Source organism: Microbacterium sp. Ld4, assembly GCF_045066555.1.
GTDB lineage: Bacteria > Actinomycetota > Actinomycetes > Actinomycetales > Microbacteriaceae > Microbacterium.
Window position 1 is genome coordinate 358853 of the sequence record NZ_JBISHE010000011.1, and the last position, 24028, is coordinate 382880.

At 70.3% G+C, this 24028-nt stretch carries 24 protein-coding genes; 10 read left to right on the forward strand and 14 right to left on the reverse strand.

The features are described 5' to 3' along the window. Both ACJJV7_RS09080 and ACJJV7_RS09085 read left to right on the forward strand, forming a co-directional pair. A complete protein-coding gene (locus ACJJV7_RS09080) occupies window positions 1-1140 on the forward strand; it encodes a cysteine desulfurase family protein (RefSeq protein ID WP_405375504.1) in 1140 nt (379 codons plus the stop codon). Beyond that, a complete protein-coding gene (locus ACJJV7_RS09085; protein WP_405375502.1) occupies window positions 1140-2102 on the forward strand; it encodes a glycosyltransferase family 2 protein in 963 nt (320 codons plus the stop codon). Before ACJJV7_RS09080 ends, ACJJV7_RS09085 begins: the two co-directional genes overlap by 1 nt. 64 nt (window positions 2103-2166) lie before the next feature. Here ACJJV7_RS09085 and ACJJV7_RS09090 read toward each other — a convergent pair whose 3' ends face one another. Then, window positions 2167-4041 carry an ABC transporter ATP-binding protein gene (locus ACJJV7_RS09090; protein WP_405376190.1) on the reverse strand — a complete coding sequence of 625 codons (1875 nt, stop codon included), beginning with the start codon at window positions 4039-4041 and terminating at the stop codon, window positions 2167-2169. Between the two features lie 167 nt (window positions 4042-4208). Between ACJJV7_RS09090 and ACJJV7_RS09095 the strand changes: the two genes are divergently transcribed. Beyond that, window positions 4209-5693 carry a DHA2 family efflux MFS transporter permease subunit gene (locus tag ACJJV7_RS09095; RefSeq protein ID WP_405375500.1) on the forward strand — a complete coding sequence of 495 codons (1485 nt, stop codon included), beginning with the start codon at window positions 4209-4211 and terminating at the stop codon, window positions 5691-5693. A gap of 23 nt (window positions 5694-5716) precedes the next feature. Here the strand turns inward: ACJJV7_RS09095 and ACJJV7_RS09100 are convergent, their stop codons facing one another. After that, window positions 5717-5839: a hypothetical protein gene (locus ACJJV7_RS09100; RefSeq protein WP_405375498.1), complete on the reverse strand. Its 123-nt coding sequence runs from the start codon at window positions 5837-5839 to the stop codon at window positions 5717-5719. A gap of 85 nt (window positions 5840-5924) precedes the next feature. Between ACJJV7_RS09100 and ACJJV7_RS09105 the strand changes: the two genes are divergently transcribed. Next, complete coding sequence (locus tag ACJJV7_RS09105) at window positions 5925-6473, forward strand: type 1 glutamine amidotransferase domain-containing protein (RefSeq protein WP_405375496.1); 549 nt, start codon at window positions 5925-5927, stop codon at window positions 6471-6473. Between the two features lie 61 nt (window positions 6474-6534). Here the strand turns inward: ACJJV7_RS09105 and ACJJV7_RS09110 are convergent, their stop codons facing one another. Further along, the gene (locus tag ACJJV7_RS09110) at window positions 6535-7419 is read right to left on the reverse strand and encodes an SDR family oxidoreductase (protein WP_405375494.1); all 885 of its coding nucleotides are present in this window, start codon (window positions 7417-7419) and stop codon (window positions 6535-6537) included. An 81-nt stretch (window positions 7420-7500) separates the two neighbouring features. Beyond that, window positions 7501-8082 carry a copper resistance protein CopC gene (locus tag ACJJV7_RS09115; RefSeq protein ID WP_405375492.1) on the reverse strand — a complete coding sequence of 194 codons (582 nt, stop codon included), beginning with the start codon at window positions 8080-8082 and terminating at the stop codon, window positions 7501-7503. 180 nt (window positions 8083-8262) lie between these two features. Between ACJJV7_RS09115 and ACJJV7_RS09120 the strand changes: the two genes are divergently transcribed. Then, window positions 8263-8457: a hypothetical protein gene (locus ACJJV7_RS09120; protein ID WP_405375490.1), complete on the forward strand. Its 195-nt coding sequence runs from the start codon at window positions 8263-8265 to the stop codon at window positions 8455-8457. 6 nt (window positions 8458-8463) lie between these two features. Here the strand turns inward: ACJJV7_RS09120 and ACJJV7_RS09125 are convergent, their stop codons facing one another. Then, complete coding sequence (locus tag ACJJV7_RS09125) at window positions 8464-9399, reverse strand: hypothetical protein (protein ID WP_405375488.1); 936 nt, start codon at window positions 9397-9399, stop codon at window positions 8464-8466. Window positions 9400-9504: 105 nt separating this feature from the next. Between ACJJV7_RS09125 and ACJJV7_RS09130 the strand changes: the two genes are divergently transcribed. Both ACJJV7_RS09130 and ACJJV7_RS09135 read left to right on the forward strand, forming a co-directional pair. Next, on the forward strand, window positions 9505-9831 hold the full coding sequence (locus ACJJV7_RS09130) for an ATP-dependent DNA ligase (RefSeq protein ID WP_405376188.1): 327 nt from the start codon (window positions 9505-9507) through the stop codon (window positions 9829-9831). 29 nt (window positions 9832-9860) lie between these two features. Further along, a complete protein-coding gene (locus tag ACJJV7_RS09135) occupies window positions 9861-10796 on the forward strand; it encodes a helix-turn-helix domain-containing protein (RefSeq protein ID WP_405375486.1) in 936 nt (311 codons plus the stop codon). A gap of 18 nt (window positions 10797-10814) precedes the next feature. Here the strand turns inward: ACJJV7_RS09135 and ACJJV7_RS09140 are convergent, their stop codons facing one another. The 4 genes from ACJJV7_RS09140 to ychF all read right to left on the reverse strand — a co-directional run bounded on the left by ACJJV7_RS09140 (window position 10815) and on the right by ychF (window position 15224). Continuing rightward, complete coding sequence (locus tag ACJJV7_RS09140; protein ID WP_405375484.1) at window positions 10815-11588, reverse strand: alpha/beta fold hydrolase; 774 nt, start codon at window positions 11586-11588, stop codon at window positions 10815-10817. A 139-nt stretch (window positions 11589-11727) separates the two neighbouring features. Next, window positions 11728-12402: a response regulator gene (locus tag ACJJV7_RS09145; protein WP_405375482.1), complete on the reverse strand. Its 675-nt coding sequence runs from the start codon at window positions 12400-12402 to the stop codon at window positions 11728-11730. Next, window positions 12386-13669 carry a sensor histidine kinase gene (locus ACJJV7_RS09150; protein ID WP_405375480.1) on the reverse strand — a complete coding sequence of 428 codons (1284 nt, stop codon included), beginning with the start codon at window positions 13667-13669 and terminating at the stop codon, window positions 12386-12388. Before ACJJV7_RS09150 ends, ACJJV7_RS09145 begins: the two co-directional genes overlap by 17 nt. Before the next feature lie 481 nt (window positions 13670-14150). Next, the gene (gene ychF / locus ACJJV7_RS09155; RefSeq protein WP_405375478.1) at window positions 14151-15224 is read right to left on the reverse strand and encodes a redox-regulated ATPase YchF; all 1074 of its coding nucleotides are present in this window, start codon (window positions 15222-15224) and stop codon (window positions 14151-14153) included. Window positions 15225-15336: 112 nt separating this feature from the next. On the opposite strand from ychF, the gene ACJJV7_RS09160 reads away from it, so the two are divergent. Both ACJJV7_RS09160 and rmuC read left to right on the forward strand, forming a co-directional pair. Then, complete coding sequence (locus tag ACJJV7_RS09160; protein WP_405375476.1) at window positions 15337-15933, forward strand: exonuclease domain-containing protein; 597 nt, start codon at window positions 15337-15339, stop codon at window positions 15931-15933. Window positions 15934-15986: 53 nt separating this feature from the next. Continuing rightward, window positions 15987-17285 (forward strand): DNA recombination protein RmuC, encoded by a 1299-nt coding sequence (rmuC, locus tag ACJJV7_RS09165; protein WP_405375474.1) that lies wholly within the window; start codon window positions 15987-15989, stop codon window positions 17283-17285. On the opposite strand, the gene ACJJV7_RS09170 is transcribed toward rmuC, so the two are convergent. After that, entirely contained in the window at window positions 17244-17552 is a 309-nt protein-coding gene (locus ACJJV7_RS09170; RefSeq protein ID WP_405375473.1) for a hypothetical protein, read from the reverse strand. The genes rmuC and ACJJV7_RS09170 overlap by 42 nt on opposite strands. A 135-nt stretch (window positions 17553-17687) precedes the next feature. Continuing rightward, entirely contained in the window at window positions 17688-18677 is a 990-nt protein-coding gene (gene glpX, locus ACJJV7_RS09175; RefSeq protein WP_405375471.1) for a class II fructose-bisphosphatase, read from the reverse strand. Window positions 18678-18864: 187 nt separating this feature from the next. On the opposite strand from glpX, the gene fbaA reads away from it, so the two are divergent. Then, window positions 18865-19896 (forward strand): class II fructose-bisphosphate aldolase, encoded by a 1032-nt coding sequence (gene fbaA, locus ACJJV7_RS09180; protein ID WP_405375469.1) that lies wholly within the window; start codon window positions 18865-18867, stop codon window positions 19894-19896. Between the two features lie 79 nt (window positions 19897-19975). Here the strand turns inward: fbaA and ACJJV7_RS09185 are convergent, their stop codons facing one another. From ACJJV7_RS09185 to ACJJV7_RS09195, 3 genes are all read right to left on the reverse strand, one after another. Then, window positions 19976-22312, reverse strand: coding sequence for a peptidoglycan DD-metalloendopeptidase family protein (locus ACJJV7_RS09185; RefSeq protein WP_405375467.1), 2337 nt, complete (start codon window positions 22310-22312; stop codon window positions 19976-19978). A gap of 124 nt (window positions 22313-22436) precedes the next feature. Beyond that, window positions 22437-22967 (reverse strand): DUF6264 family protein, encoded by a 531-nt coding sequence (locus ACJJV7_RS09190; RefSeq protein WP_405375465.1) that lies wholly within the window; start codon window positions 22965-22967, stop codon window positions 22437-22439. Beyond that, window positions 22964-23998, reverse strand: a complete 1035-nt coding sequence (locus ACJJV7_RS09195) for a 4-hydroxy-3-methylbut-2-enyl diphosphate reductase (protein ID WP_405376186.1) — start codon at window positions 23996-23998, stop codon at window positions 22964-22966. The genes ACJJV7_RS09190 and ACJJV7_RS09195 overlap by 4 nt, the downstream gene beginning before the upstream one ends. Window positions 23999-24028 lie beyond the last annotated feature (30 nt).

Consider the following 24028-nt stretch of genomic DNA (forward strand, 5'->3'; position numbering starts at 1 on the left):
GTGATCTACCTCGACCATGCCGCGACGTCGCCGGTGCGGCCGGAGGTCAGGGAGGCGATGCTGCCCTTCCTCGGCGAGCGGTTCGGCAACCCGTCGAGCCACCACACGGTGGGCGAAGACGCCGCGGCCGCCCTCGGCGACGCCCGCCGCCGGGTCGCCGCCGTGGTCGGCATGCGTCCGGGCGACATCGTCTTCACCTCCGGGGGAACCGAGGCCAACAACCTCGCGGTGAAAGGCATCGCGATCGCGGCCTCTCTTCGGCGCGGTCAGCCGGCGCACGTCATCACGAGCACGATCGAGCACGAGTCGATCCTCGCGTCGTGCGCCTACCTCGAACGGGTCCACGGATTCGCCGTGACGCGCGTGCCGGTGAGCGGCACGGGCCGCATCGATCCCGGCGCCGTGTCGGCCGCGATGCGCGAGGACACCGCGCTCGTCTCGGTCGGGTACGCGAACAACGAGATCGGGACGATCCAGGATGCCGCCGGGCTCGCCGCCGCGTCTCAGGCCGCCCGCGTTCCCCTTCACCTCGACGCCGTCCAGGCGGCAGGATGGCTGCCTCTGTCGGGCACCGGCGCGGACGCGCTCACGATCGCGGGGCACAAGGTCGGCGCTCCACAGGGCATCGGCGCGCTCGCGGTCCGCGGGCGCATCCCTCTGGAGCCCCTCCTGCACGGGGGCGGCCAGGAGCGAGACCGGCGCAGCGGCACGGAGAACGTCGCGGGCGCCGTCGCCCTTGCGCTCGCACTCGAACTCGCCGAGGCCGAGCGCCTCGATGGAGCCGCACGCACTGCCGCGGTCCGCGACGAGCTCATTCAGCGCGTCCTCACGCAGGTGCCCGAGGCGGCGCTCACCGGCGACCCGGTCCGGCGCCTTCCCGGCACCGCGAGCTTCACGTTCGGGACGGTCAGCGGCGAGGCCGTGCTCCTCGAGCTCGAGCGTCGCGACGTGGTCTCCTCCAGCGGGTCGGCCTGCGCGGCCGGAAGCGATGAGCCGTCGCACGTCCTCCTCGCCCTCGGCATCGACCCGTCCGTGGCGCAGACGTCGGTGCGGATCACCCTCGGCCATCGCCACACGACGGATGCCGCAGATCTGGCGGCGGCGGTGGCCGCATCGGTGGCGGCGGTACGATCACGCTGATGAGCATCCCGAGCGTGACCGTCATCGTCCCCGGCCGAGACGTGGGGGCTTTCGCCGACGAGGCGCTCGCTTCCCTCCGGGCGCAGACCTTCACCGACTGGCGGGCGATCCTCGTGGACGACGCATCGGTCGATGCGACCTCCGCGATCTTCGCGAAGGCGGAGCGCGACGATCCTCGGATCAGCCTCATCCGACATGATGTCGCCCGCGGCTTGGGCGCCGGCCGGAACATCGCCCTCGATCGGGTCGAGACACCCTTCGTCGGGTTCCTCGATGCCGACGACGTCATGATGCCCACGGCGCTCGACACCCTCGTGGGCTCGCTCGCCGAGAGCGGCAGCGAGATCGCCGTGGGCGCGTACGTGAGACTCACGCCCGACGTCGCCGGCGGCTACTCCCCCGGTGTCATCCAGCCCTGGGTGTCCGCCGCGACCGACCCTGCCCGTCAGGGCGTCTCGCTCGAGCAGCATCCCGCTGTCTCGGGCAACATCGTCGCCTGGTCGAAGGTCAGCAGGACGGAGCTCTGGCGCCGGGCCGGCCTGCGCTTCACCGAGGAGCGGGCCTACGAGGATCAGGTCGTCGCGCAGCGTCTGTACTCGGCGGCGCGGGGCATCGACGTCGTCCCCGACATCGTCGTGCACTGGCGCGAGCGTGCCGATGGAACCTCGATCACGCAGCGGCGGCACCGGGTCGACGTGCTCCAGGACTACCTCGACGGCATGCGCGGCGGTCTCGCCGTCCTCGACGAGGGCCAGCACCGGAGCGCGGCCCGCGCCCGGATCGGCCTCATGCTCGATATGGACACGCCCGCGCTCGTGCGCGTGGCCGAGCATCATCCCGACGACGAATACCGCCGGCTTCTCGGCGCCTTCGTCAGAGAGCTGAGCGCACGTGCCGGTGACGAGGGCGTCACCCTCGATGCGGGGTCCGCCCCGCTGCTCGAGGCCGCCCGCGCCTGGTGACCTCGTCTCGGGCACCGGAGGGTGACCCGCCCCGCCGCACCCGCAGCGGCGGACCGCCTGGCCGTCAGACGCCGTCGATGCGACCCGCGGCGAGCTGCTGGGCGGCCAGCTCGGTGTAGAGCCCGCCACGACCGAGGAGTTCCGTGTGCGTGCCCGACTCGACGATCCGTCCCCCGTCGACGACGTGGATCACATCGGCGCCGACGACGGTCGACAGCCGATGCGCGATGGAGAGGGTGGTCCGGCCCCGGGCGGCCGCATCGATGGCATCCTGCACGATCCGCTCCGAGACCGTGTCGAGCGCCGAGGTCGCTTCGTCCAGCAGCAGCACGGGCGGGTCCTTCAGCAGCACGCGCGCGATCGCGATGCGCTGCTTCTCGCCGCCCGAGAGCCGGTAGCCGCGCTCCCCGACGACGGTGTCGTAGCCGTCTTCGAATCCGGCGATGACGTGATGGATGTTCGCCGCGACGGCGGCGGCCTCGACCTCGGCATCGGTCGCCTCGGGCCGCGAGTAGCGGAGGTTGTCGCGGATCGAGGCGTGGAACAGGTAGGTCTCCTGCGACACGATGCCGATCGAGTCGATGATCGACGCGTGGGTGAGATCGCGGACGTCGGCGCCGGCGAAGAGCACCGAACCGGAGGACGCCTCGTAGAGCCGCGGTGCGAGGTACAGCACCGTCGTCTTTCCGGCGCCCGACGGCCCCACGAAGGCGATGTGCTGGCCGGGTTCGGCGACGAACGAGACACGGTCGAGCGTCGCCTGACTGCCCGGCGCGGCGTCGGGGTACCGGAACGACACGTCGCGGAACTCGATCCGGCCGAGCGGACCGGGCGCCCGGTCAGCCGACATCGCGTCCGGCCGATCCGAGATCGCCGGGACGAGGTCGAGGTACTCGAAGATCCGGGCGAACAGGGCGCGCGAGGTCTGCAGGTCGAGGGCCACCCGCATGAGTCCCATGAGCGGCATCAGCAGGCGTGCCTGCACGGTCGTGAACGCCACGACGGTGCCCGCGGTGATCGATCCGCTCTCGCCGGCGATGAGCGCGCCCGAGACGAGGTAGATCACGGCCGGCACTGACGCCATGATCACCTGGACCACCGCGAAGAACCCCTGACCGCTCATCGCCTGCCGCACCTGCAGCACGATCTGGCGGCCGTTCTCCCCGGAGTAGCGCTCCGATTCCGCACGCTGTCGGTTGAACGATTTCGACAGCAGGATGCCGGACACGCTCAGCGTCTCCTGGGTGATCGCGCTCAGCTCGGACAGGGACTCCTGGGTCTGACCGGCGATCCGGGCGCGAACGCGCCCCACCCGCCGCTGCACGAAGATCAGGATCGGCATCATGATCACCGCGATCAGCGTCAGCCGCCAGTCGATCAGCACCATCGCCACGAGCGCCGACGCGACGGTCACGGTGTTGCCGAGGATGCTGGTGAGCGTGTTCGTGAGCACGCCGGAGACGCCGCCGACGTCGTTCTGGAGACGCGACTGGATGACACCCGTCTTCGTCCGCGTGAAGAACCCGAGGTCCATGGCCTGGAGGTGCTCGAACATGCGCACGCGCAGATCGCCGGTCACCCGGTTCCCGACCGTCGACGTCAGCCACGTCTGCGCGATGCCGAGCAGGGCTCCGACGACGAACAGGGCGACCATGATCAGCACGAGCCACCCGAGCAGACCGAGGTCGGGGGGCGAGCCGTCGAGCGGGAAGAGCGCGTCGTCGAAGATGCGCTGCACCAGGAGAGGCGGCGCGACACCGACGGCCGCGCCCACCACGACGAGGACGGCCGTCACGATCAGGCGCGTCCGGTAGGGGCGGAAGAGGGCGGCGACACGACGCCCGAGATGCGGCACGGGCGGCGCATCCGCGTTGATCCGGCGCTGCGTCTCTTCATCCACTCGGCGGAACCCGCCCCGGCCCCCACCGGGCCCGCCCATACTCATTCCGTCACCATAACTCCGCTCCCGCCCCCACCGGGCGGATGCCGCCCCCCGATCAAAACGGGGAGATCGGGAATGGCGTGGCCGGTGGCGCCGTTAAGCTCGAAGGCTTGCGTCGATGACGTGACCTGACCCGTGCGTCGATCCGCCTCTCGAGGAGCCCTATGACCGTCACCTCCCGCCCCGCCGCGGCCCCCCTCATCCGTCCGGAGGAGAGCCGGGTCATCTGGCTGCTCCTGGCGGCGGCCTTCGTCGCGATCTTGAACGAGACGACGATGGGCGTCGCGATCCCCCATGTGTCCGAGGACTTCGGGATCGACAGCGCGGCCGCGCAGTGGCTGACGACGGCGTTCATGCTGACGATGGCTGTCGTGATCCCCACGACCGGCTTCCTCCTGCGCCGGTTCACCACGCGCCAGGTCTTCATCGCCGCGATGTCGCTGTTCTCCGTCGGCACGCTGGTCGCCGCGGTCGCCCCCCTCTTCCCCGTGCTCCTCACCGCCCGTGTGATCCAGGCGTCCGGCACGGCGATCATGATGCCGCTGCTGATGACCACCCTCATGACCGTCGTGCCGCCCCACGCGCGCGGCCGCATGATGGGGCGCGTCTCCGTCGTCATCTCGTTCGCCCCCGCCATCGGCCCGGTGATGTCCGGCGTCATCAGTGAGACGGCGAACTGGCGCTGGACCTTCGCCGTCGTCCTCCCGATCGCGATCATCTCGCTCGCCGTCGGCGCGCGGTGGATCTCGAACCTCGGCGAGACGACCCGCGCCCCGATCGACGTCGCGTCGGTCGTCCTGTCGGCCTTTGGCTTCGGCGGCGTGGTCTACGGTCTGAGTCAGATCGGCGGAGCGCAGGCTCACGGCGGCGACGGCGCAGCCGAAGCAGGCTCGTCGCTCCCGCTCGTGATCTCGCTCGTCGTCGGCGTCGTCGGTCTCACCCTGTTCGTCCTGCGGCAGCTTCGCCTCCAGCGCACGGATGCCGCTCTCCTCGACCTGCGGGTGTTCACCGACCGCAACTTCACCCTCGCGATCCTGCAGGTGACGGTGCTGTCGATCGCCTTCTTCGGGTCGATCATCGTGCTGCCGCTGTACATGCAGAACGTGCTCGGGATGACGGCCAGCGCATCCGGTCTCGCGGCACTGCCCGGCGCCCTCCTGATGGGCCTCGCGGGGCCCTTCATCGGTCGCATCTACGATGCGCGCGGCACCCGGATCCTGCTGATCCCGGGCGCGGTCCTCGTGATCTCGATGCTCTGGACCCTGACGACCTTCAACGAGCGCACCGAACTGTGGGCGATCGTGGCCACCCAGACCGTGCTGTCGCTCGGCCTCGCGGTGTCGTTCACCCCGCTGTTCACGGCCGCACTCGGGTCGGTGCCCAAGCGGTTCATCTCCTACGGCTCAGCCGTCGTGAGCACCATCCAGCAGGTCGCCGGCGCCGCCGGCATCGCCGTCATGGTGACGGTGATGACCGCCGTCACGGCATCGCAGACGGCTTCGGGAGTCGACCCGGCGGTCGCCGGAAGCGCGGGCACGAACGCCGCGTTCCTGATCGCCGCGATCATCTCGGTGCCGCTGCTGCTCGGGGCGTTCCTCATTCGGAAGCCGGCCGACAGCGGCGACGGCGAACCCGCGATCACTCACTGATCAGCGGGAAGAGGGCGTCAGCCTCAGCTGCAGCATCCGCCGCCGCAGCAGCTGGCGCCTTCTTCGACGATCTCCGCGAGCTTCGGATCCACGTTCTCGAGGGGCACGGGCTGAAGGGTCGGGACGGGAAGGTTCGAGGTAGCCATTTCCCCATCGTACGACGCTTATCCCCGGCTGGCGCGAGGGTCAAGGCCCTGCGTGGCGGTGCACGCCGCGCGTAGCGTCGCCGGCATGAGCACACTCACCGGAAAGCGCGTCGCCTTCGTGGCGACGGATGGATTCGAAGACAGTGAACTCACCTCGCCCTGGCAGGCCGTGACCGATGCCGGCGCCACCGCGGTGATGATCGCCCCCTCCGACGGGTCGATCACGGGCAAGAACGGACACGAACAGGCCGTCGATCTCACGACGGACGCCGCGGATGCCGCCGAGTTCGACGCCCTCGTCCTCCCCGGCGGCGTCGTCAACGCCGATCACCTGCGGCTCGATGCGGCGGCGGTGCGGTTCGCGCGCGACTTCTTCGCACAGCACAAGCCCGTCGGAGCCATCTGTCACGCGGCGTGGCTGCTGGTCGAGGCCGACGTCCTCGGCGGCCGGACGCTGACCAGCTACCCGAGCCTGCGGACCGATCTCACCAACGCCGGCGCGGTGTGGGTCGACGAGGAGGTCAGCGTCGACGCCGGGTTCGTGACGAGCCGCACCCCGGACGACCTTCCGGCCTTCAATGCCAAGGTGATCGAGGAGATCGAAGAGGGCCCGCACTCGGGCCAGACCGTCTGACACTCCCCCGCCGACAGAGGACCCGCGGCCTTCGGGCCGCGGGTCCTCTGTGTGGAACGGGTCAGAGGTGCTTGCCGCCGGTCACCGGCAGCACCGCGCCCGATGTGTACGACGCGGCTTCCGACGCGAGGTACACATAGGCGCCCGCCAGCTCCACCGGCTGACCGGCACGCCCGAGTGGCGTGTCCGATCCGAAGGAGGTGACCTTCTCGGCATCCCACCCCGTGCCCGGAATGAGGGGCGTCCAGATGGGACCGGGCGCCACGGCGTTCACCCGGATGCCGCGGGGTCCGAGGTCCTCCGCGAGCGCACGGACGAAAGCGACCTGCGCAGCCTTCGTCATCGCGTAGTCGATGAGGTCGGGCGAGGGGTTGAACGCCTGGATCGATGAGGTGACGATGATCGAGGCTCCCGGCTTCAGGTGGGCAATGGCGGCGCGGGCCGTCCAGATCATCGAGTACAGGTTGGTGCGGAAGGTGCGATCGAACTCGGCCGTCTCGAGGTTCTCGACGCCGTCGCGCTCCTTCTGGTAGCCGGCGTTCAGCACGAGGAGGTCGAGGCCTCCGAACGCGTCGACGGTCTCTGCGACGATGCCTGTGGCGAACTCCTCCTCGCGCAGGTCGCCGAGAAGCGCGCGGCCGCGCGTTCCGGCATCCTCGATCCAGGTCACCGTGTCGTCGGCATCCTTCTTCTCGTCCGTCATCGCGACGACGGCGACATCCGCGCCCTCCCGTGCGTATGCGATCGCGACCGCCCGGCCGATGCCGGAGTCGCCGCCGGTGATCAGGGCGCGACGCCCGCGGAGAAGCCCCGACCCGCGGTAGCGGTTCTCCCCATGGTCGGGCTCGGGGGTCATCTCACCCGTCAGACCAGGCTGCTCTTGCACCTGCGACGGGAAGTCGTCGTCGGTGTGCTTCGTGCGAGGGTCGGCGTTGTGCGCGTCCATGGCTCTCCTTCTGTCGGGGAGCCCCACGGTAGGTTCACCCCGGAAAAGAGCCGAAGGGGGTTGACGTGCGCACGTCGGAGTTCACGGCGCCGGGTGTTCGCCCTTGCGCCGGCGGGCGAACACGACGACCGCGAGCACCGCCACGATCGCGATGAAGGCGAACGCGGTGAGGGTGAGGGCCATGCCGGGGTCACCCTGCCCCTCGGCGGTGGCCGCCGGCGCCGCGGATCCGGGCTGCTCGATCGGCGGCGCGCTCGCGAGCGGCTCGGCGTCGCCGACAGCGAAGGGGATCGTGCCGCTGATCGGGTGACCGTCGCTCGACACGACTCGCCACTCGACGATGTATCCACCATCGGGCGGCGTGGTGCCGGTCCCGATGGCTGCGGTGAGGGTGTTGGTCTCGATGACCGGCTCGCCCGCGACCCAGTCGCGGCCTGCTGCGTCGACGACGGTGATGGCCGCCCCGTCGGGCAGGATCGCCGCCGAGTAGGTGAGCACGACCTGGGCCGGCGCCGCCGCGAGCTGCTCGTTCGGGGCCGGCGTACTGCCGACGAGCTCATCGTGGGCGGATGCCGGTGTCGCGACCATCAGCGCTGCCGCGATGGCCAGAGTGAAGCCGAGCAGGACGGCGCGCAGCGGATTACGGGCGGTGGCGGAACGCATACCCTCCATACTGCCAGCCCTGCCCTGTCCGCCCGCCCGCCCGGAGGAACGCGGGCTCCCGAGCGGTGCCCCGGAGGAACGCGGGCGCCGGAGCTGCCACGACCGCCGGACGCGCGCAACCCCTCCTGCCTTGCCGTGGTGCGGCCGTAACGTGGCAAGCCCCAGGAACAGGAGTCCGAAATGAGCGAACACGACACGACGGCGAGCGACGATCGCGACGGGTCGATCGAAGGACCCGAAGATCGCGGCGCTCCCGTCGAGGAATCGCACATCCTCGTGACCGACCACCACGGCCGCACGAGGATCGACATCGCCGGAGATGCCGCGATGCGGCCCGGGCCCGGGCAGGGCGTCGAGGGCGCGGTCGAGGACTGACCCTCGTCAGCGGCGATCGCGGTGCGCGCGGAGACCGCGCACGGTGACGCCCCAGCGGTCTGCGACTACCTGCACGGCGGCCCCGTCGCCGGGGTCGATCGCCGCGAGATCGTGCCGCGCGGCATCCCGCCTGACCGCAGCGAGGTATTCGCCTGGGGCGCGGCCGCCGACGGCGTAGGTCTGGAACGCGCGGATCAACGCCGCCGCCGAGACACCGGCCGCCGCCGCCGCATCATCCACCGTGACCGGAAGCGAGGCGTGGTCGTCGAAGAAGGTGAGCGCGCGCCGGTAAGCCGCCCGCTGCGAGCGGGCCGTCTCACTGCGCCGAGGGCGGTCGCCGCTGAGGGCGAAGGCCTCGAGCGTCGTCACCGCCAGAGAGCGGAAGATCGTGGCGCGGATGAGGTCGTTCCCGAGCGAGGGCGCCGCATCGAATGCGGCACCTGCCACGGCCCGCCATGCCCGCAGCAGGGCGGGTGAGACGGGGTGACCGCTGTCGAAGCGCACCTCGAGGGACTCGTCGTTGTAGACGGTCCGCGCGAGCGCGGTGAGGGGCTCCAGTGGCAGGACGATCACGCGCACGCGGGCGTCCCGGACACGGCAGCTCAGGGGTTCACCCGGCTGGAACAGCACCGGCTCGTCGGCCGTCCCCCGAGCGTCGCCGACCTGCCACCGGTAGCCATCGTCACCGGCGGCGATCGTGACCCCGGCGACCTCGGCCGCAGCCCGGTACTCCCCCGACACCTCGAGGTCGACCAGAGAGAAGTCCGGATGCGAGATCAGGCGTTCGGAGTAGTCGATGCGTTCGGCATCGAGAGCGACGTCGCCGTAGTTGCGCCGGAGGTGGGCTTCGGCCTCATCTCGGGCGGACGTCTGGAAACTCTCCCGGCGGAGCTGGTCGACACCGGCGCCCGGCGTCCGACGCGCCGCCCCTCCACTACCCACGACGCGATCCTATGACGTTTCTGAGCATGGGGAGGCCGCCTGCGCCGACTTCGTATTTCGGATGCCGCGTGCGCATAATGGATGACAGCCATTGAGAGGATCGCCGTGGGGAAGTTCGTCTACAACGACAGGATCAGGGTCGACTTCGAAGACCGCCTGCTCGCTCACCTCCAGCTGGTCATCACGACCAAGCTGCGCCGTGGAGAGGCGTTCACCTTCATGTGGCGCAACGACCAGAGCCTCGGAGACGGACGTCAGGTCGTCTGGCTGCATCCCCACGCCGACCTGAGCTGGCAGTTCTACGGCAGCCGTCAGCCCAAGCTCAACCCCGCATGGCTCGACGCGCTGAGCCATGTGGCCAACTCGCCGACCGGTCTGTACGTCGTGCCCGAGCCGGCCGTCACCGGCGGCTCCGCGGAGCCGATCGTATGAACGCCCCGCGCCTCGCGGAGGCGTGACCCGTGGCATCCGACCTGGGCACGACCCTTCTCGACGAGACGTTCGAGACCACGGATGCCGCGGTCGCCGAAACGCTGCTCGAACGCGTGTCGGCGGGAGCCCGCATTCACGAGTCCGACACTCCGTTCGTGTTCCGACAGCGCACGGTCGGTGATGAGCGACTCCAGCTGACCACGTTCGAGACGACGGCGTTCCTGCACATGGCCGTCGAGATCTCAGGGGCCGTCGGGGTGGGGCTCCGCCGGCGGGGCGACCTGCGCGTCGTCTCCAACGGGCGCGAGGTCGAGGCCGCTGCCCCCTTCGTGCTCGCGCCCGGCATCGCGGAGTCGTGGTCGACGGGGCTCGATGCCCAGATGGTGGGCCTCCACCTGCCGTCGCTCGAGGCCTTCGTCGGCCGCGATGTGGCCCGCGGCATGTTCCGAACGGACGGGTTCCCCGCCGTCTCCGCCGCGATGCATCGGAACTGGCAGGTGACGACGGCGCACCTCGAGGGCGTGCTGGGCGACCCGGAGCTGCTCCACAACGACCTCATCCGGCAGGCGGTCGTCGACGCCGCCTACGCCACCGCGCTGAGCACGTTCGAGCTCGGCTGGGACGACGCCCCGGCCGTTGCCGAGCCGAGCGCGATCCGGCGCGCCCAGGCGTTCATCGACGACAACCTCGCAGCTCCCATCAGCGTGGCCGACGTCGCGGAGGCCGCGCGCATGAGCGTCCGCGGTCTGCAGAGCATGTTCGCCCGCACGCTCGGTGTGACGCCCGCTCGATACATCCGCGGTGTCCGGCTCGAGGCGGCCCACGAGGCGCTCCGACTCTCGTCTCCCGACGACACGACGGTCGCCGCCGTCGCGCGAGCGTGGGGCTTCACGCACCTGCCGCGGTTCGCACAGCATTATCGGGCGCGCTACGGACTGCCTCCGAGTGAGACCCTCCGCGGCTGACGCGCCCGCCCCGCAGGCTCAATCCCAGCCCAGGTAATCCTCGATCTGGAACGCCGTCTCGCCCGGGTGGGTCATCGGGAACAGGTGCCCGGCGTCGGGGATACGTACGACGCTCGCACGATCGGCGGCCGTCGCCTGCAGGTCGTCGCCGTTCGACGGAACCGTGATCCGGTCGGCGTCGCCCTGGATGATCAGGATCGGAAGGCCCGCAGCGAGCCTCGCCCATTCGGCGACGGGCGTCGAACCGAGGGCGACGCTCTGCAGGTCCTGAACGGCGACATCACGCGACCGCGAGAACACGTCCCACGCGGCGGACACGTCGACGCCGGGGCCGGCGAGCACCGAGATGGCGGAGCGATCTTCGCTGCCGAGCGGAGCGGAGAAGGCATCCTTCAGCGCGCGCGCCGCGTCGTCTGCAAGAGGGCGGATGGCTTCGACGCCGAGCAGGAGCACCCCGCTCGCACGCGTGGGGTGATCGAGGGCAACCGTCCGCGCGATGGCGCCGCCGAACGCGTGACCGCCGATCCACGCCGAGGCGACACCCACGTGGTCGAGCACGTCGACGACATCCTGCGCCAGGTCGTGCATCGTGGGAGCCGCGGCACCGGGGCGCCGCGATCCGATCCGGACGATGCGGAACCCCTCCTCCTCGAGGATGCTGGCGAGGGCGCCGAGATAGGCGATGTCGAGGCCCTGAGCCGGAACGAGCGCGATCGCCGGGCCGTCCCCCTCATCGATGAACGGGATGCTGCGGCCATCGGCCTCGAAGGTCTGGCGCTGGATCTCTGTCATGACTGCCTTCCCGGTGCGGGTGTACGAGCGAGCGAGACGGACGGTGCGGCGGGGTGTGACGCGGTCCAGCATCCCAGTCTACGGAAACACCGCCCCGGGCACCGTCATGACCTGTACTCGCGCCGGCGGGCTTCCCGGGTCAGCGTGCCTCGTCGTCCAAGTGGTTCCGGACGCCCCACAGGGCGAGCTGGGTGCGGTCGGCGAGATCGACCTTCCGCAGAGCGGAGTGGAGCTGCGACCGGACGGTGTGCACCGAGACGTGCAGGTGAGCCGCGATGCCCTCGTTGCTCGTCACCCCCGATGCCAGCACGCCGACCACCCGTCGCTCTGCCGGCGACAGGGCGTCGACCTGCGCGGGGTCGGCCGCCCCGCCGCGTCGCCGCGCGAATTCGCGGAGCACCGGCGTGATGGCGCGCGCGGAGACCACGGCGTCGCCCCGCGCAGCGCCGTGGACGGCCGACACCAGCTGATCGGAGTCGTAGCTCTTCAGGAGGTACCCCACCGCTCCTGCATCGAGGGCGTCGATGATGAAACCGTCGGCGGCGAAGCTCGTCATCACGATCACGGCCGTCCGACCCTCCGCCGACGCGAGGATCTGCCGGGTCGCCTCCGATCCGTTCATCCCCGGCATCTGCATGTCCATCAGCACCACGTCGGCCGACTCGGCGAGGGCGACGTCCACCGCATCGGCGCCGTTCGCCACCTCGCCGATCACGCGGATCCCAGGGCCGGCCTCCAGCTGGAGGCGGAGGCCTTTTCGAACGGAGCGGTTGTCGTCCGCGATCAGGACCCGGATCTCACGCGAACTGTTCACGGAACTCCCCCGCGTCAGCTGCCGGCACGAGAGGGATCTCCATGCTGAGCTCCCATCCCCCGCCTTCCGGGATGCGGGTGGCGAGCGAACCTCGGAGCAGTTCGACGCGCTCCTGCATCCCGCGCAGACCCCACCCGAGCCCGATGCCCGGCAGAGGATCGCCCGTCGTAGAGGCCGAGTTGACGACCGTCCCCCGGAACGTGTCGGCGCCGACGACGAGGGCGATCCGCACCGCTGACCCCGGCGCGTGCTTGGCCGCATTCGTGAGCGCCTCCTGCACGCAGCGGTAGGCGGTCGCGGAGACCACGGCGGGCAACGATCGCACATCGCCGGTGACGTCGACCTCGACCGTCGCACCCGTCCGCCGCCAATAGCCCACGAGGTCGTCCAGCCGGAGGAGGTCGTGCGCGTCATCGCCCGCGGCTGCGCCGGTGGCGCGCAGATCGAGCAGCGCTCCTGCGAGACTCGCCGCCGCGAACCGCCCCTCGTCGCGCACATCTTCGAGCAGCGTCAAGGCCCTGTCGCGCTGCGTGGGGGCGATCTTGAGCGCCGCGTCGGCCAGGGTGATCACACCCGCGAGGTGCTGACCGGCGACATCGTGAAGCTCCTGCGCGATCCGCGACCTCTCCTGCTGCTGAGCGGATGCCACGCGCGCGTCGTGTTCGCGGGTCGCGCGTTCGGCCGCGTCGCGTGCTCGCCTCGTCCGCGTCATGTTCGCCGACCACCACACCCCGAGCGCGGTCCCCGCCGCGGTCGGCGCGCCGAGTCCGGCGGCTTCCGCCGAGACGTACCCCAGGCTGGCGGTGAGAGTCGACCCGATCGACAGGAGGTACCAGAGCAGCGCAGCCATGGTTCCGATGACGCTGGCCAGAAGCCATGCCACGGCCGTGAGCGTCCGGGTGCGGCTGGCGAGCAGGAAGAGCGCCACCGCCATCACGAGATACATACCGGTCAGCCAGCTCGGCACCCCGAGCCCGAGCGCGAGCGCGAGATAGACGACCGTGACGATGACGACGGCCGTGCGGGGTCGTCGGTCCGCCGCCATGAGAGCGCCGGCCTGCACGGCGCAGCCGGCGACGATGAGGACGTAGGCCACGGGGATGGAGACGGGCAGCGGCCAGGGGCCCGCCTGCTCCAGAAGGGCGATCGTGGGGGTCGAGAGCGCCTGGATGACCGTGGCGACGAAGACGGTGGCCGCCAGGGCCGCAGCCGCGCGGGTCGAGCTCAGCAGACGGTCATCGGCCGGCGCTGACGTGTTCTCGGCCATCGCAGCCTCCTCGTGGTTCGGGTTCGCGCGCGCTCGTACCGGCATCCGCTCGGCTCCCGATCCTGCCACCGAAGCCGTCGAGCCGGCGTCCGAACGGCGCCCATCGCCTCCGGTCGGGCGCAGTTCTCATCCGAATGGGTGAAAAGTCCAGCGCGGGCGTAGAGCGGCCGTACGTCGCCGCGCACCCGCGGATGCGCGGACCGGCGCGGTAGGGCAAGCGTGAGCGGGGCTCATCCGCGGCCCCGCAGCCGCGACAGGCGGGGCGCGCGAGTGCCTCCCGCTTCTATCGTGAGATCCGGCGGGCGACCCGACGTGTCATGGCTTCGAGACGTCGGCGCGGGGCTCGGACGAACCTGGGGGGGACCGGGCCCCGCACGCCCGCCGTCCACAGGGCGTGGCGGAACCCGAAGCACCCTGCTGCCCGCGGCGCTCAGGTCCCCGCGGCGCTCAGTTGCCCGAAGCACTCAGGTGCCCGAAGCACTCAGTTGTTGAAGCGGAACTCCACCACGTCGCCGTCCTGCATGACGTAGTCCTTGCCCTCGAGGCGGGCCTTGCCCTTCGCCCGGGCCTCCGCGACCGATCCGAGCGCGACGAGATCGTCGAACGAGATGACCTCGGCCTTGATGAAGCCCTTCTCGAAATCGGTGTGGATGACGCCGGCGGCCTGCGGGGCCTTCCAGCCCTTCCCGATCGTCCACGCCCGCGATTCCTTCGGACCGGCGGTGAGATAGGTCTGGAGACCCAGCGTGTCGAAGCCGATGCGGGCGAGCTGGTCGAGACCTGACTCGTCCTGCCCCGTGGACGCGAGCAGCTCGGCCGCATCCTCGGGGTCGAGATCGATCAGCTCCGACTCGATCTTGGCGTCGAGGAAGACCGCCTGGGCGGGCGCCACCAGCGCGGCAAGCTCCGCCTTGCGCGTGTCGTCGGTCAGGACGGCCTCATCCACGTTGAAGACGAAGATGACCGGCTTGGCGCTGAGCAGTCCGAGTTCGGCGATGGGTGCGAGGTCGAGACCCGATCCCCACAGCAGCTCACCTCGCTGAAGCGCGTCCTGCGCTGCCTTGGCCGCCTCGAGCACGCTTGCGTCGAGCTTCTTGCCGCGCACCTCTTTCTCGTAGCGGCTGATGGCGCGCTCGAGGGTCTCGAGGTCGGCGAGCTGGAGCTCGGCGTTGATCGTCTCCATGTCGTTCTGGGGGTTCACGTCGCCGTCGACGTGCACGACGTCACCGTCGGCGAACCCGCGCACCACCTGGGCGATGGCGTCGGCCTCGCGGATGTTCGCGAGGAACTTGTTGCCGAGCCCCTCACCCTCGCTCGCGCCGCGGACGATGCCGGCGATGTCGACGAACGACACGGTCGCCGGAAGGATCCGCTCCGAGCCGAAGATCTCGGCGAGCGTCGTCAGCCGAGGGTCGGGCAGGTTCACGACCCCGACGTTCGGCTCGATCGTCGCGAACGGGTAATTCGCCGCCAGGACGTCGTTCTTGGTCAGCGCGTTGAACAGGGTCGACTTGCCGACATTGGGCAGGCCGACGATTCCGATGGTAAGAGCCACGGGCACTAACTCTACGCGTCGCCCGCGCGCCGCGCCGCGCGAGCGAGCCCGCTTCGGTCCGCCGTCGGCGCGCCTCCTCGGGAGCGCAGGCACGGGCCGCGAGGGTGGCAGGGTGCCCCTGGATTTCACCGCGATCGATTTCGAGACCGCGAACTCGTCGAGCGCATCCGCGTGCGCGGTCGGACTCGCCCGGGTCCGTGACGGACAGGTGGTCGCCTCCGCCGGATGGCTCATCCGTCCGCCCGCAGGGCACGACCGGTTCTTCGAGATCAACGTGGGCATCCACGGCATCCGGCCCGAGGACGTCGCCGACGCGGCATCCTGGTCGGAGCAGCTCCCCCGACTGACCGCCTTCCTCGGCGAGGACGTTCTCGTGGCGCACAACGCCGGCTTCGACATGCGGGTCCTCCGCAGCGCGTGCGAGGCGACCGGACTCACCCCGCCCCCGGCGAGCTATCTCTGCAGCGTGCACGTCGCCCGGAAGAGCTACGAGTTGCCGTCCTACCGGCTGCCCGTGGTCGCCGCCGCCGCCGGCCATCTCGACTTCGCACACCATGACGCCGCGGCGGATGCGCTCGCGTGCGCCCACATCATCATCGATGCCGCCCGCCGGGCCGGCGCCGACGACGTCGTCGAGCTCGCGATGCTGCTCGGCGTCCGCATCCCTGCGATCCCCCTGCCGGCGCCGGCCGAACTCCTCGCCGGCTGAGCCGTCCCGCGCGGCATCCCGCCGATGTCGGAGGGGAACGGCACGATGACAGCATGGATGCCGTCCCCCTCGCACTGATCGTGCTCGTGTGCCTGATCGCCGGCGCTGCGCTCGGATTCGCCGTGGCGACCGCCCGTTCGGCGACGCGACGGGAGCAGGTCGCCGGCCGACTGGCTGCCGCCGAGTCGGCGCGCGACGCCCTCACCGTCCAGCTCGAGCAGCAGCGCGGGTTGCAGCGCGACCTCACGGCGCAGGCACGAGCCGAGCAGACTGCGCGCGATGAGCGCGAGCGGCGCGAGCAGCTCCTGCTCCGCGCACTCGCGCCCGTGCAGGATTCCCTCGTCGCGATGCAGCAGAAGGTCGACACGCTCGAACGCGACCGGCAGGAGCAGTTCGGTGCCCTCGCGGAGCAGCTGCGACGCTCGCACGAGTCCGACGAAGCCCTCCGCGCGACGACCGAATCGCTCGCGGGTGCGCTGAAGTCGAGCAGTGCTCGCGGCGTCTGGGGAGAGACCCAGCTTCGCCGCATCGTCGAATCAGCGGGCCTCACCCGCTTCGTCGACTTCGAGACGCAGACCTCCGTGACCTCGGATGCCGGCGCCGGCCGCCCCGACCTCGTGGTGCGCCTGCCGGGCGACAAGGCGCTGGCGATCGATGCGAAGGTGCCACTCGACGCCTATCTCGAGGCGGCCGAGATCCCGCTCACCGCCCAGGGCGAGGAGGGAGCGCGGCGCAAGCGCCTGCTCGAGCGTCACGTCAAGGCGGTGCGGGCGCACGTCGACGCCCTCGCCAAGAAGCGGTACTGGTCGGGCCTCGCCGCGAGCCCGGAGTTCGTCGTCTGCTTCATCCCGAGCGAATCGCTGCTCGCCGCCGCGCTCGAAGAGGACCCGTCGCTCCTCGAGTACGCCTTCGGGCGGCGGGTGGCCCTCGCGTCTCCCGTGAACCTCTGGGCGGTGCTCAAGACGGTCGCCTACACCTGGACGCAGCAAGACGTGTCGAACGAGGCACGGCTGCTCTTCGACCTCGGCAACGAGCTCTACCACCGCCTCGGCTCCCTCGCCGGGCATGCGGATGACCTCCGCCGAGCACTCGAGCGGACCGTCGATTCGTACAACAAGTTCGCGGGGTCGTTGGAAAGCCGCGTGCTGGTGAGCGCGCGCCGCTTCCCCGGGATCGACGAGACGACCCTCGATGCCGTCGCGGCGCCGGCTCTCATCGAGACCGCGCCCCGACGGCTGACGGCGCCTGAACTCACCGGCGCGCTCGAAGCCGATCTCGGCGACGTGCGCGCGAGGGCCGGCGCACCTGCGTCAGGCCGGGAAGAAGTTCATCAGGGCGATGGTCGCGCCTGACACGGCGACGAACGCACCGACCATCCACCACGCGCTCACCTGGTGCCCCGGCGGCATACGCCGGCGGAGGAGGACATCGGGACGCCGGGCGGGATCGTTCGCGAGAGCAATCTGCGCCGTCGTCGGCTGCGGAGCCACGATCGGGATCTGGCCGGTCACCGGGATCTGCCCCGAGGGGATGATCGGGATCTGACCGGTCGGGGTGACGGGGATGTGTCCGTTGAGGGACAGCTGGCCTGTGCGGGGGTCACTCGATGCTGCGGGCATGAACACTCCTGATGCGCCTCGACGTCGTGCCGGGAGACCCGAGCACTCTCGCCCATTGTGCCAGAGGCCCGGCCGGGAACCCTGAGGCCGGCCGCCGTCGCGTGTCCGTCCGTCAGCGCCGGGCTGCGTCCGGTCTCAGAGCCACTTGGAGGTCAGGTGCTCCGAGCTGATGCGCCGGAGCGTGCCCGACGCGCCGCGGAGGACGACACTCTCGGTGTAGACGAAATCGCCCGCGCGACGAACACCTGCGACGAGTTCGCCGTTGGTGACGCCCGTCGCGACGAAGATCGTGTTGTTGCCGCGGACCATGTCGTCGGCCTCGTACACGTGATCGTCGAGCTTGAGCCCGGCGTCGATGCCGCGCTGCTTCTCGTCGTCGTCGCGCGCCCAGAGCCGGCCCTGGATGTGACCGCCGAGCGCCTTGATCGCGCATGCCGTCACGATCCCCTCCGGGCTGCCCCCGATACCGACGCACATGTCGGTGCGGGCGTTGTGGCGGGCCGCATTGATGCCGCCGGCTACGTCGCCGTCGCTCATGAGGCGTGTGCCGGCGCCCGCCTCGCGGATCTCGTCGATCAGGAGCGCGTGCCGGGGCCGGTTGAGCACCGAGACGACGAGCTCGTCGACGGGCTTGTCGAGCGCCTTCGCCAGGCGGCGGATGTTCTCACCGATGGGCAGCCGGATGTCGACCACTCCGACGCCCTCGGGCCCGGTGACGATCTTGTCCATGTAGAACACCGTCGAGGCGTCGAGCATCGCGCCGCGGTCGGCCACCGCGAGCACCGAGAGCGCGTTGTTGCGGCCCTCCGCGGTGAGCGTCGTGCCGTCGATCGGGTCCACGGCGATGTCGCACTGCGGCCCCCGGCCGGTGCCGACCCGCTCGCCGTTGAAGAGCATGGGAGCGTTGTCCTTCTCCCCCTCGCCGATGACGATGACACCGTCGAAGTTCACGGTGGTCAAGAAGGCGCGCATCGCATCGACAGCGGCGCCGTCGGCGAGCTCCTTCTTCCCTCGCCCGATGAACGGGACGGAACGGATCGCCGCCGCCTCGGTCGCACGCACCAGCTCGAGAGCGAGATTGCGGTCGGGGTGGAGCGGACTCATGTCGGCAGTAAGGCTCACCATGGTGCACAGCCTAGAGCGCGGCATCGTCCCGCACGCCCGAGAACGGCCCCGCGCCGCAGAAGGATTCGCGATTCTTAACGAACCGGAAGATCACACGAGCGGATGCCGCGCCGCCGCCCTCTCGGGGAGGAGGCCCGCCTTCGATAGAGTGGCGGTGAATCACCGGACTTTCCCGAGGAGCTTTGTCATGCCCGTCGCAACACCTGATCAGTACGCCGACATGCTGGACCGCGCGAAGGCGGGCGGCTTCGCCTACCCCGCCATCAACGTGTCCAGCTCGCAGACCATCAACGCCGTTCTCCAGGGCCTGACCGAAGCCGGCTCCGACGGCATCCTTCAGGTCACCACCGGCGGTGCCGACTACTTCGCGGGCCACACCGTCAAGGGCCGTGCCACCGGTGCGCTCGCGTTCGCGCGCTTCGTGACCGAGGTCGCGAAGAACTACCCCATCACGGTCGCCCTCCACACCGACCACTGCCCGAAGGATGCCCTCCCGGGCTTCGTCCTCCCCCTCATCGAGGCGTCGGAGGAAGAAGTGAAGGCAGGTCGCAACCCGATCTTCCAGTCGCACATGTGGGACGGCTCGGCCGTCCCCCTCGACGAGAACATCGAGATCGCGAAGCAGCTCCTCCCCCGCATGAAGAACATCAGCTCGATCCTCGAGATCGAGGTCGGTGTCGTCGGCGGCGAGGAGGACGGCGTTCAGCACGAGGGCTCGAACGACGCGCTCTACACGACGGTCGCCGACGTGACCAAGGCCGTCGAGGCGCTCGGTCTCGGCGAGAACGGCCGGTACATCTCGGCCCTGACCTTCGGCAACGTGCACGGCGTCTACAAGCCGGGCGGCGTCAAGCTCCGCCCCGAGCTCCTCGGCGAGATCCAGGAAGGCATCGCGGCGCACTTCGGTACCGGAGCCAAGCCGCTCGACCTCGTGTTCCACGGCGGCAGCGGCTCGACCGACGAAGAGATCGCTGTCGCGGTCAGCAACGGCGTCGTCAAGATGAACATCGACACCGACACGCAGTACGCGTTCACCCGCTCGGTCGCCGGCTTCATGCTCCAGAACTACGAGGGCGTCCTGAAGCTCGACGGCGAGGTCGGCAACAAGAAGCAGTACGACCCCCGCGCGTGGGGCAAGGTCGCCGAGTCGGCGATGGCGAAGCGCGTCGTCAGCGCGACGCAGCAGCTCGGATCCGCAGGGAAGTCCCTCGGCGCCTGACACTCCGCACAGCCGAAGGGCCCCGTCCGATGAGAATCGAACGGGGCCCTTCGCTATAGCCGGACCGCCGTGGCGGCCGTCAGTACGAGTCGACGCCCAGGACGTCGCGAGGGAACATGGCGTAGCGCACGCCGTCGACCGTGAAGGCGGTGTGGAGATGGGGTCCCGTCGAGCAGCCCGTCGACCCGACTGCACCGATGCGTTGTCCCGCCGCGACCTGCTGACCGGTCGTGACGGAGAACGAATCGAGGTGGGCGTACACCTGCTCGAAACGGGTGCCGTCGATCGTGGAGGTGATCACGACCTCCTTCTGGCGAGACCGGTTGGGGGCCCATGACGGGCAGCCGGAGGTGATCCAGATCTCACGGACTTTCACCGTTCCCCCGCGCATCGCGTACACCGGGGTTCCCCTCGGCGCGGCGATGTCATCGCCGGAGTGCCCCGCGTAGGTCGTGAACGTGCCGTTCGGGCGGAGCGGGTACGCCCATCCGTGGCGTCCTGGCGTGGCTCCGGTCGCTGCGGTCGGCTCCGAGAAGGGGGTGAGGGCGTCGCTCGACCACACCGTGGAACCGTCGGCGGCGACGAGGGCGAGGGTCCCGTTGTCACTCAAGGCCAGGGCGGTCGCTCCGCGACCGGCGGTGCGCGTCGACCAGACGGTCGCGTTCGAGGCGTTCAGGAGCAAGAGTTCGCCGTCGCCGGACAGTTGAAGGGTTCCGTCCATCGTGCCGGTGGTCTTGGCGTCGCGAATGGGCTGCGTGCCCTGAAGGAGGGCGAGGTTGCCGTCGCCCAGCAGACCGAACCGATAGGCGCCGTTCGGCGAGGAGAGGTAGACGCCACTGCGCAGCGACGTTCCCGGAGTGATCGTGGAACCCAGGGACCACGACACCGTGCGCTCCGCCGACGCCCGAGTGACGGTGACGTAGTCGCGCTTGGTGGCGGTCACCGACACGGTGACCTTCCGGCCGGCCGCCCACACCGGGACTTCCCACGACGTTCCCGTCGCACCGGTGATGACGCTGCCGTCGACCCGCCACTCGATGCGGAGGGTCGGCGCCGGCTTCCATGCGCCCACCGCGACCTGAAGGATCTGGCCGGCTTTGGGCGTCCCCGAGACGACCGGGGTGGGCGAGGACGTGAAAGCCCACTTGATGCCCACGGCCGGGCTGGTCCGGCTGACGGTGGTGTAGCCCGACTTCTTGCCGGTGACCTTGACCGACACCGTGCGCGTGGCATCCGCGTCCACCAGCCGGTAGGTGCGTGACGTCGCCCCGGCGATGGGGCTTCCGTTGCGCATCCACTGGTACGAGAAGGTCACGGGGGCGGGCCGCCAGCTGCCCACAGCCGCCGTGAGCGTCGATCCCACCGTGCGGGTACCCGACACGGCGACCGTCTTCGGGACGGTGAGCACCTTCGGGACCGCGACCGCCGTACTCGCGCGTACCTGCGTCGTGTAGCCCGCCTTCGTCCCGGTTGCGCGAACCGAGACCTTCTTGCCGGCGTCCGCGGCGGTGAGCGCATAGGTCGATGTCGTGGCGCCCTTGATGGCCGAGCTTCCCCGGTACCACTGGAGTTTCAGCGCGACGGGCGACGGGCCCCACGCACCCGCCGATGCGGTGAGCTTGCCACCGACCGCCACGGTGCCGCGAACGGTGGGCGCGACCGTCTTCGTGAAGGCGAGACCCACGCGCACACCGGCCGTCGTTCGGGTCGTCGAGGTGTACCCGGACTTCGTCGCCGACACCCGGACCGAGACCAGACGCGCCCGGTCGGCGGCGACGAGCGTGTAGCTCGACGACGTCGCACCGGCGATCGCCCGGCCCTCACGGAGCCACTGGTACTTCACGGTGACGGGCTTCGGACCCCAGGTGCCCGCCGCGGCGGTGAGCTTCTTGCCGACCGACGGCGTTCCCGCGACGGTGGGCGTTCCGGCCGCCAGGCGGCCCGGCGCGACCTTGGCGGTCGGGGCCGAGGCGACCGACGTGGCACGGTAGCCGGTGCGGGTGGCCGTCACGACGACGGTCACCTTCTTCCCCACAGCGGATGCCGGCAGCGTCCACGTCTTCTTGCCGGCACCGGAGACCGGCACACCGTCGAGGTGCCAGCGGTACGCGACCGTGGGCGCGGGCTTCCACGTGCCGGGCGCGGCCGTGAGCGTCTTGCCGAAGCTCGCGGTGCCCGAGATCGTCGGCGTGCCGACCGTGGTGAACGGGCGCGGCGCCGCAGCCGGAGGCGGTGTGGGCGTCGCGGTCGGGAGCGGTGTCGCCGGGGTGACGGGGCTCACGACCGGGGTCGGCACGGGCGGCGTCGCCTGCGGCGTGACGGCCGCGGCGGGGCTCATCATCGACAGCGTCAGCGCGATCGCTGCGACCGTCGCTCCGGCACTCCAGAGCGTCCGTCGCCGGTGTGTGCGCGACACGATATCCCCCACCTCCGCGGTCGAGGGATTTCGACCCGCTGGCACACGGTATCAGGCGTGGGTCAGCGCCTCCAAGCGTCGCGTCAGAACATCGTGCGGGCCGCGCACACGATCCGAATCCGGATCAGCCGAACGACATGAAGTGGCCGGTGACCGCAGGGTCGCCCAGGAGCGGCACGAGCAGGCAGACGGTCACGATGCCGAAGGTCACGATGGCGCCGACGAGCGGGATCCACCAGGTCACCCGGCGCCGCGACAGCGACAGCCAGGAGAGGTAGGCGGTCAGGATCCATCCTCCGACCAGCACCCAGACGGACACCGTGCCCCAGAGCGAACCTGACGCGGTGTTGGTGAAATCGCCGTCGACGCCGGCCATCTGCATCCACTGCTCGGCGAAGCCCGTGAAATCGGCCAGCTGGGGAACGGCCCCGATGACCGTGACCAGACCGTAGGTGAGCAGAGCGACCGTGATGATGCGGTCTGCGAGGCGGGTCGGCTGGGCAGCGACCGTCGTCGCGGGCGCCGTGGGCGGACGGTGAGCCGGCTCGGGCGGCGCGGACGGAGCCACCACTTCTTCCGGCACGCCGATCGCGGCGCGCTGCTGCTCGGGGGTCGCGTATTCGCCGTACTGCGGGCGGGGGCGAGGGTCGCTCACGACCGGGTCCGCCCTCCGAGTGCACGCTCGTCCTGACGACCCTCGATGTCCTGGCGGAGCTCCTTCGGAAGGGAGAACATGAGGTCCTCCTCCGCGGTCTTGACGACGGCCACGTCGCCGTACCCGGCGCCGGCGAGGTCGGCCAGCACCTCATCGACGAGGACCTCGGGAACCGAGGCGCCCGAAGTGACTCCCACGGTCTCGACACCGTCGAGCCACTCCTGCTGGATCTCGTGCGAGTAGTCGACGCGGTAGGCGGCCTTCGCGCCGTACTCCAGGGCGACCTCGACCAGACGCACGCTGTTCGACGAATTCGCCGAACCGACGACGATCACGAGATCGGCGTCCTTGGCGACCTTCTTGATCGCGACCTGACGGTTCTGGGTCGCGTAGCAGATGTCGTCGGAGGGCGGATCCTGGAGGTTCGGGAAGCGCTCGCGCAGGCGACGGACGGTATCCATGGTCTCGTCGACCGAGAGCGTGGTCTGGGAGAGCCAGACGACCTTGTCGGGGTCCTTGACGACGACGGTGTCGGCCTCGTCGGGCGAGTTGACCACGGTCACGTGATCGGGAGCCTCTCCGGCCGTGCCCTCGACCTCTTCGTGACCGTCGTGGCCGATGAGGAGGATCTCGAAGTCGTCGCGCGCGAACCGGACCGCTTCGCGGTGAACCTTCGTCACGAGCGGGCAGGTGGCGTCGATGGCCTGCAGGCCCCGGTCGGCAGCAGCGCTGACGACCGCCGGTGACACACCGTGAGCGCTGAAGACGACGTGCGCGCCCTCGGGAACCTCGTCGACCTCCTCGACGAAGATCGCGCCGAGCGACTCGAGTTCGGTCACGACGTGGATGTTGTGCACGATCTGCTTGCGCACGTAGACCGGCGCGCCATAGCGCTCGAGCGCCTTCTCGACGGCGATCACCGCGCGATCCACGCCGGCGCAGTATCCCCGGGGGGCGGCGAGCAGAACCCGCTTGCGGCCCGAGATGGGACGGTCGACGAGCCGTGCGCGGGCTCCCGGTATGCGGGGCATCGGCAGCGAAACGGCAGTAGTGGTCACCCC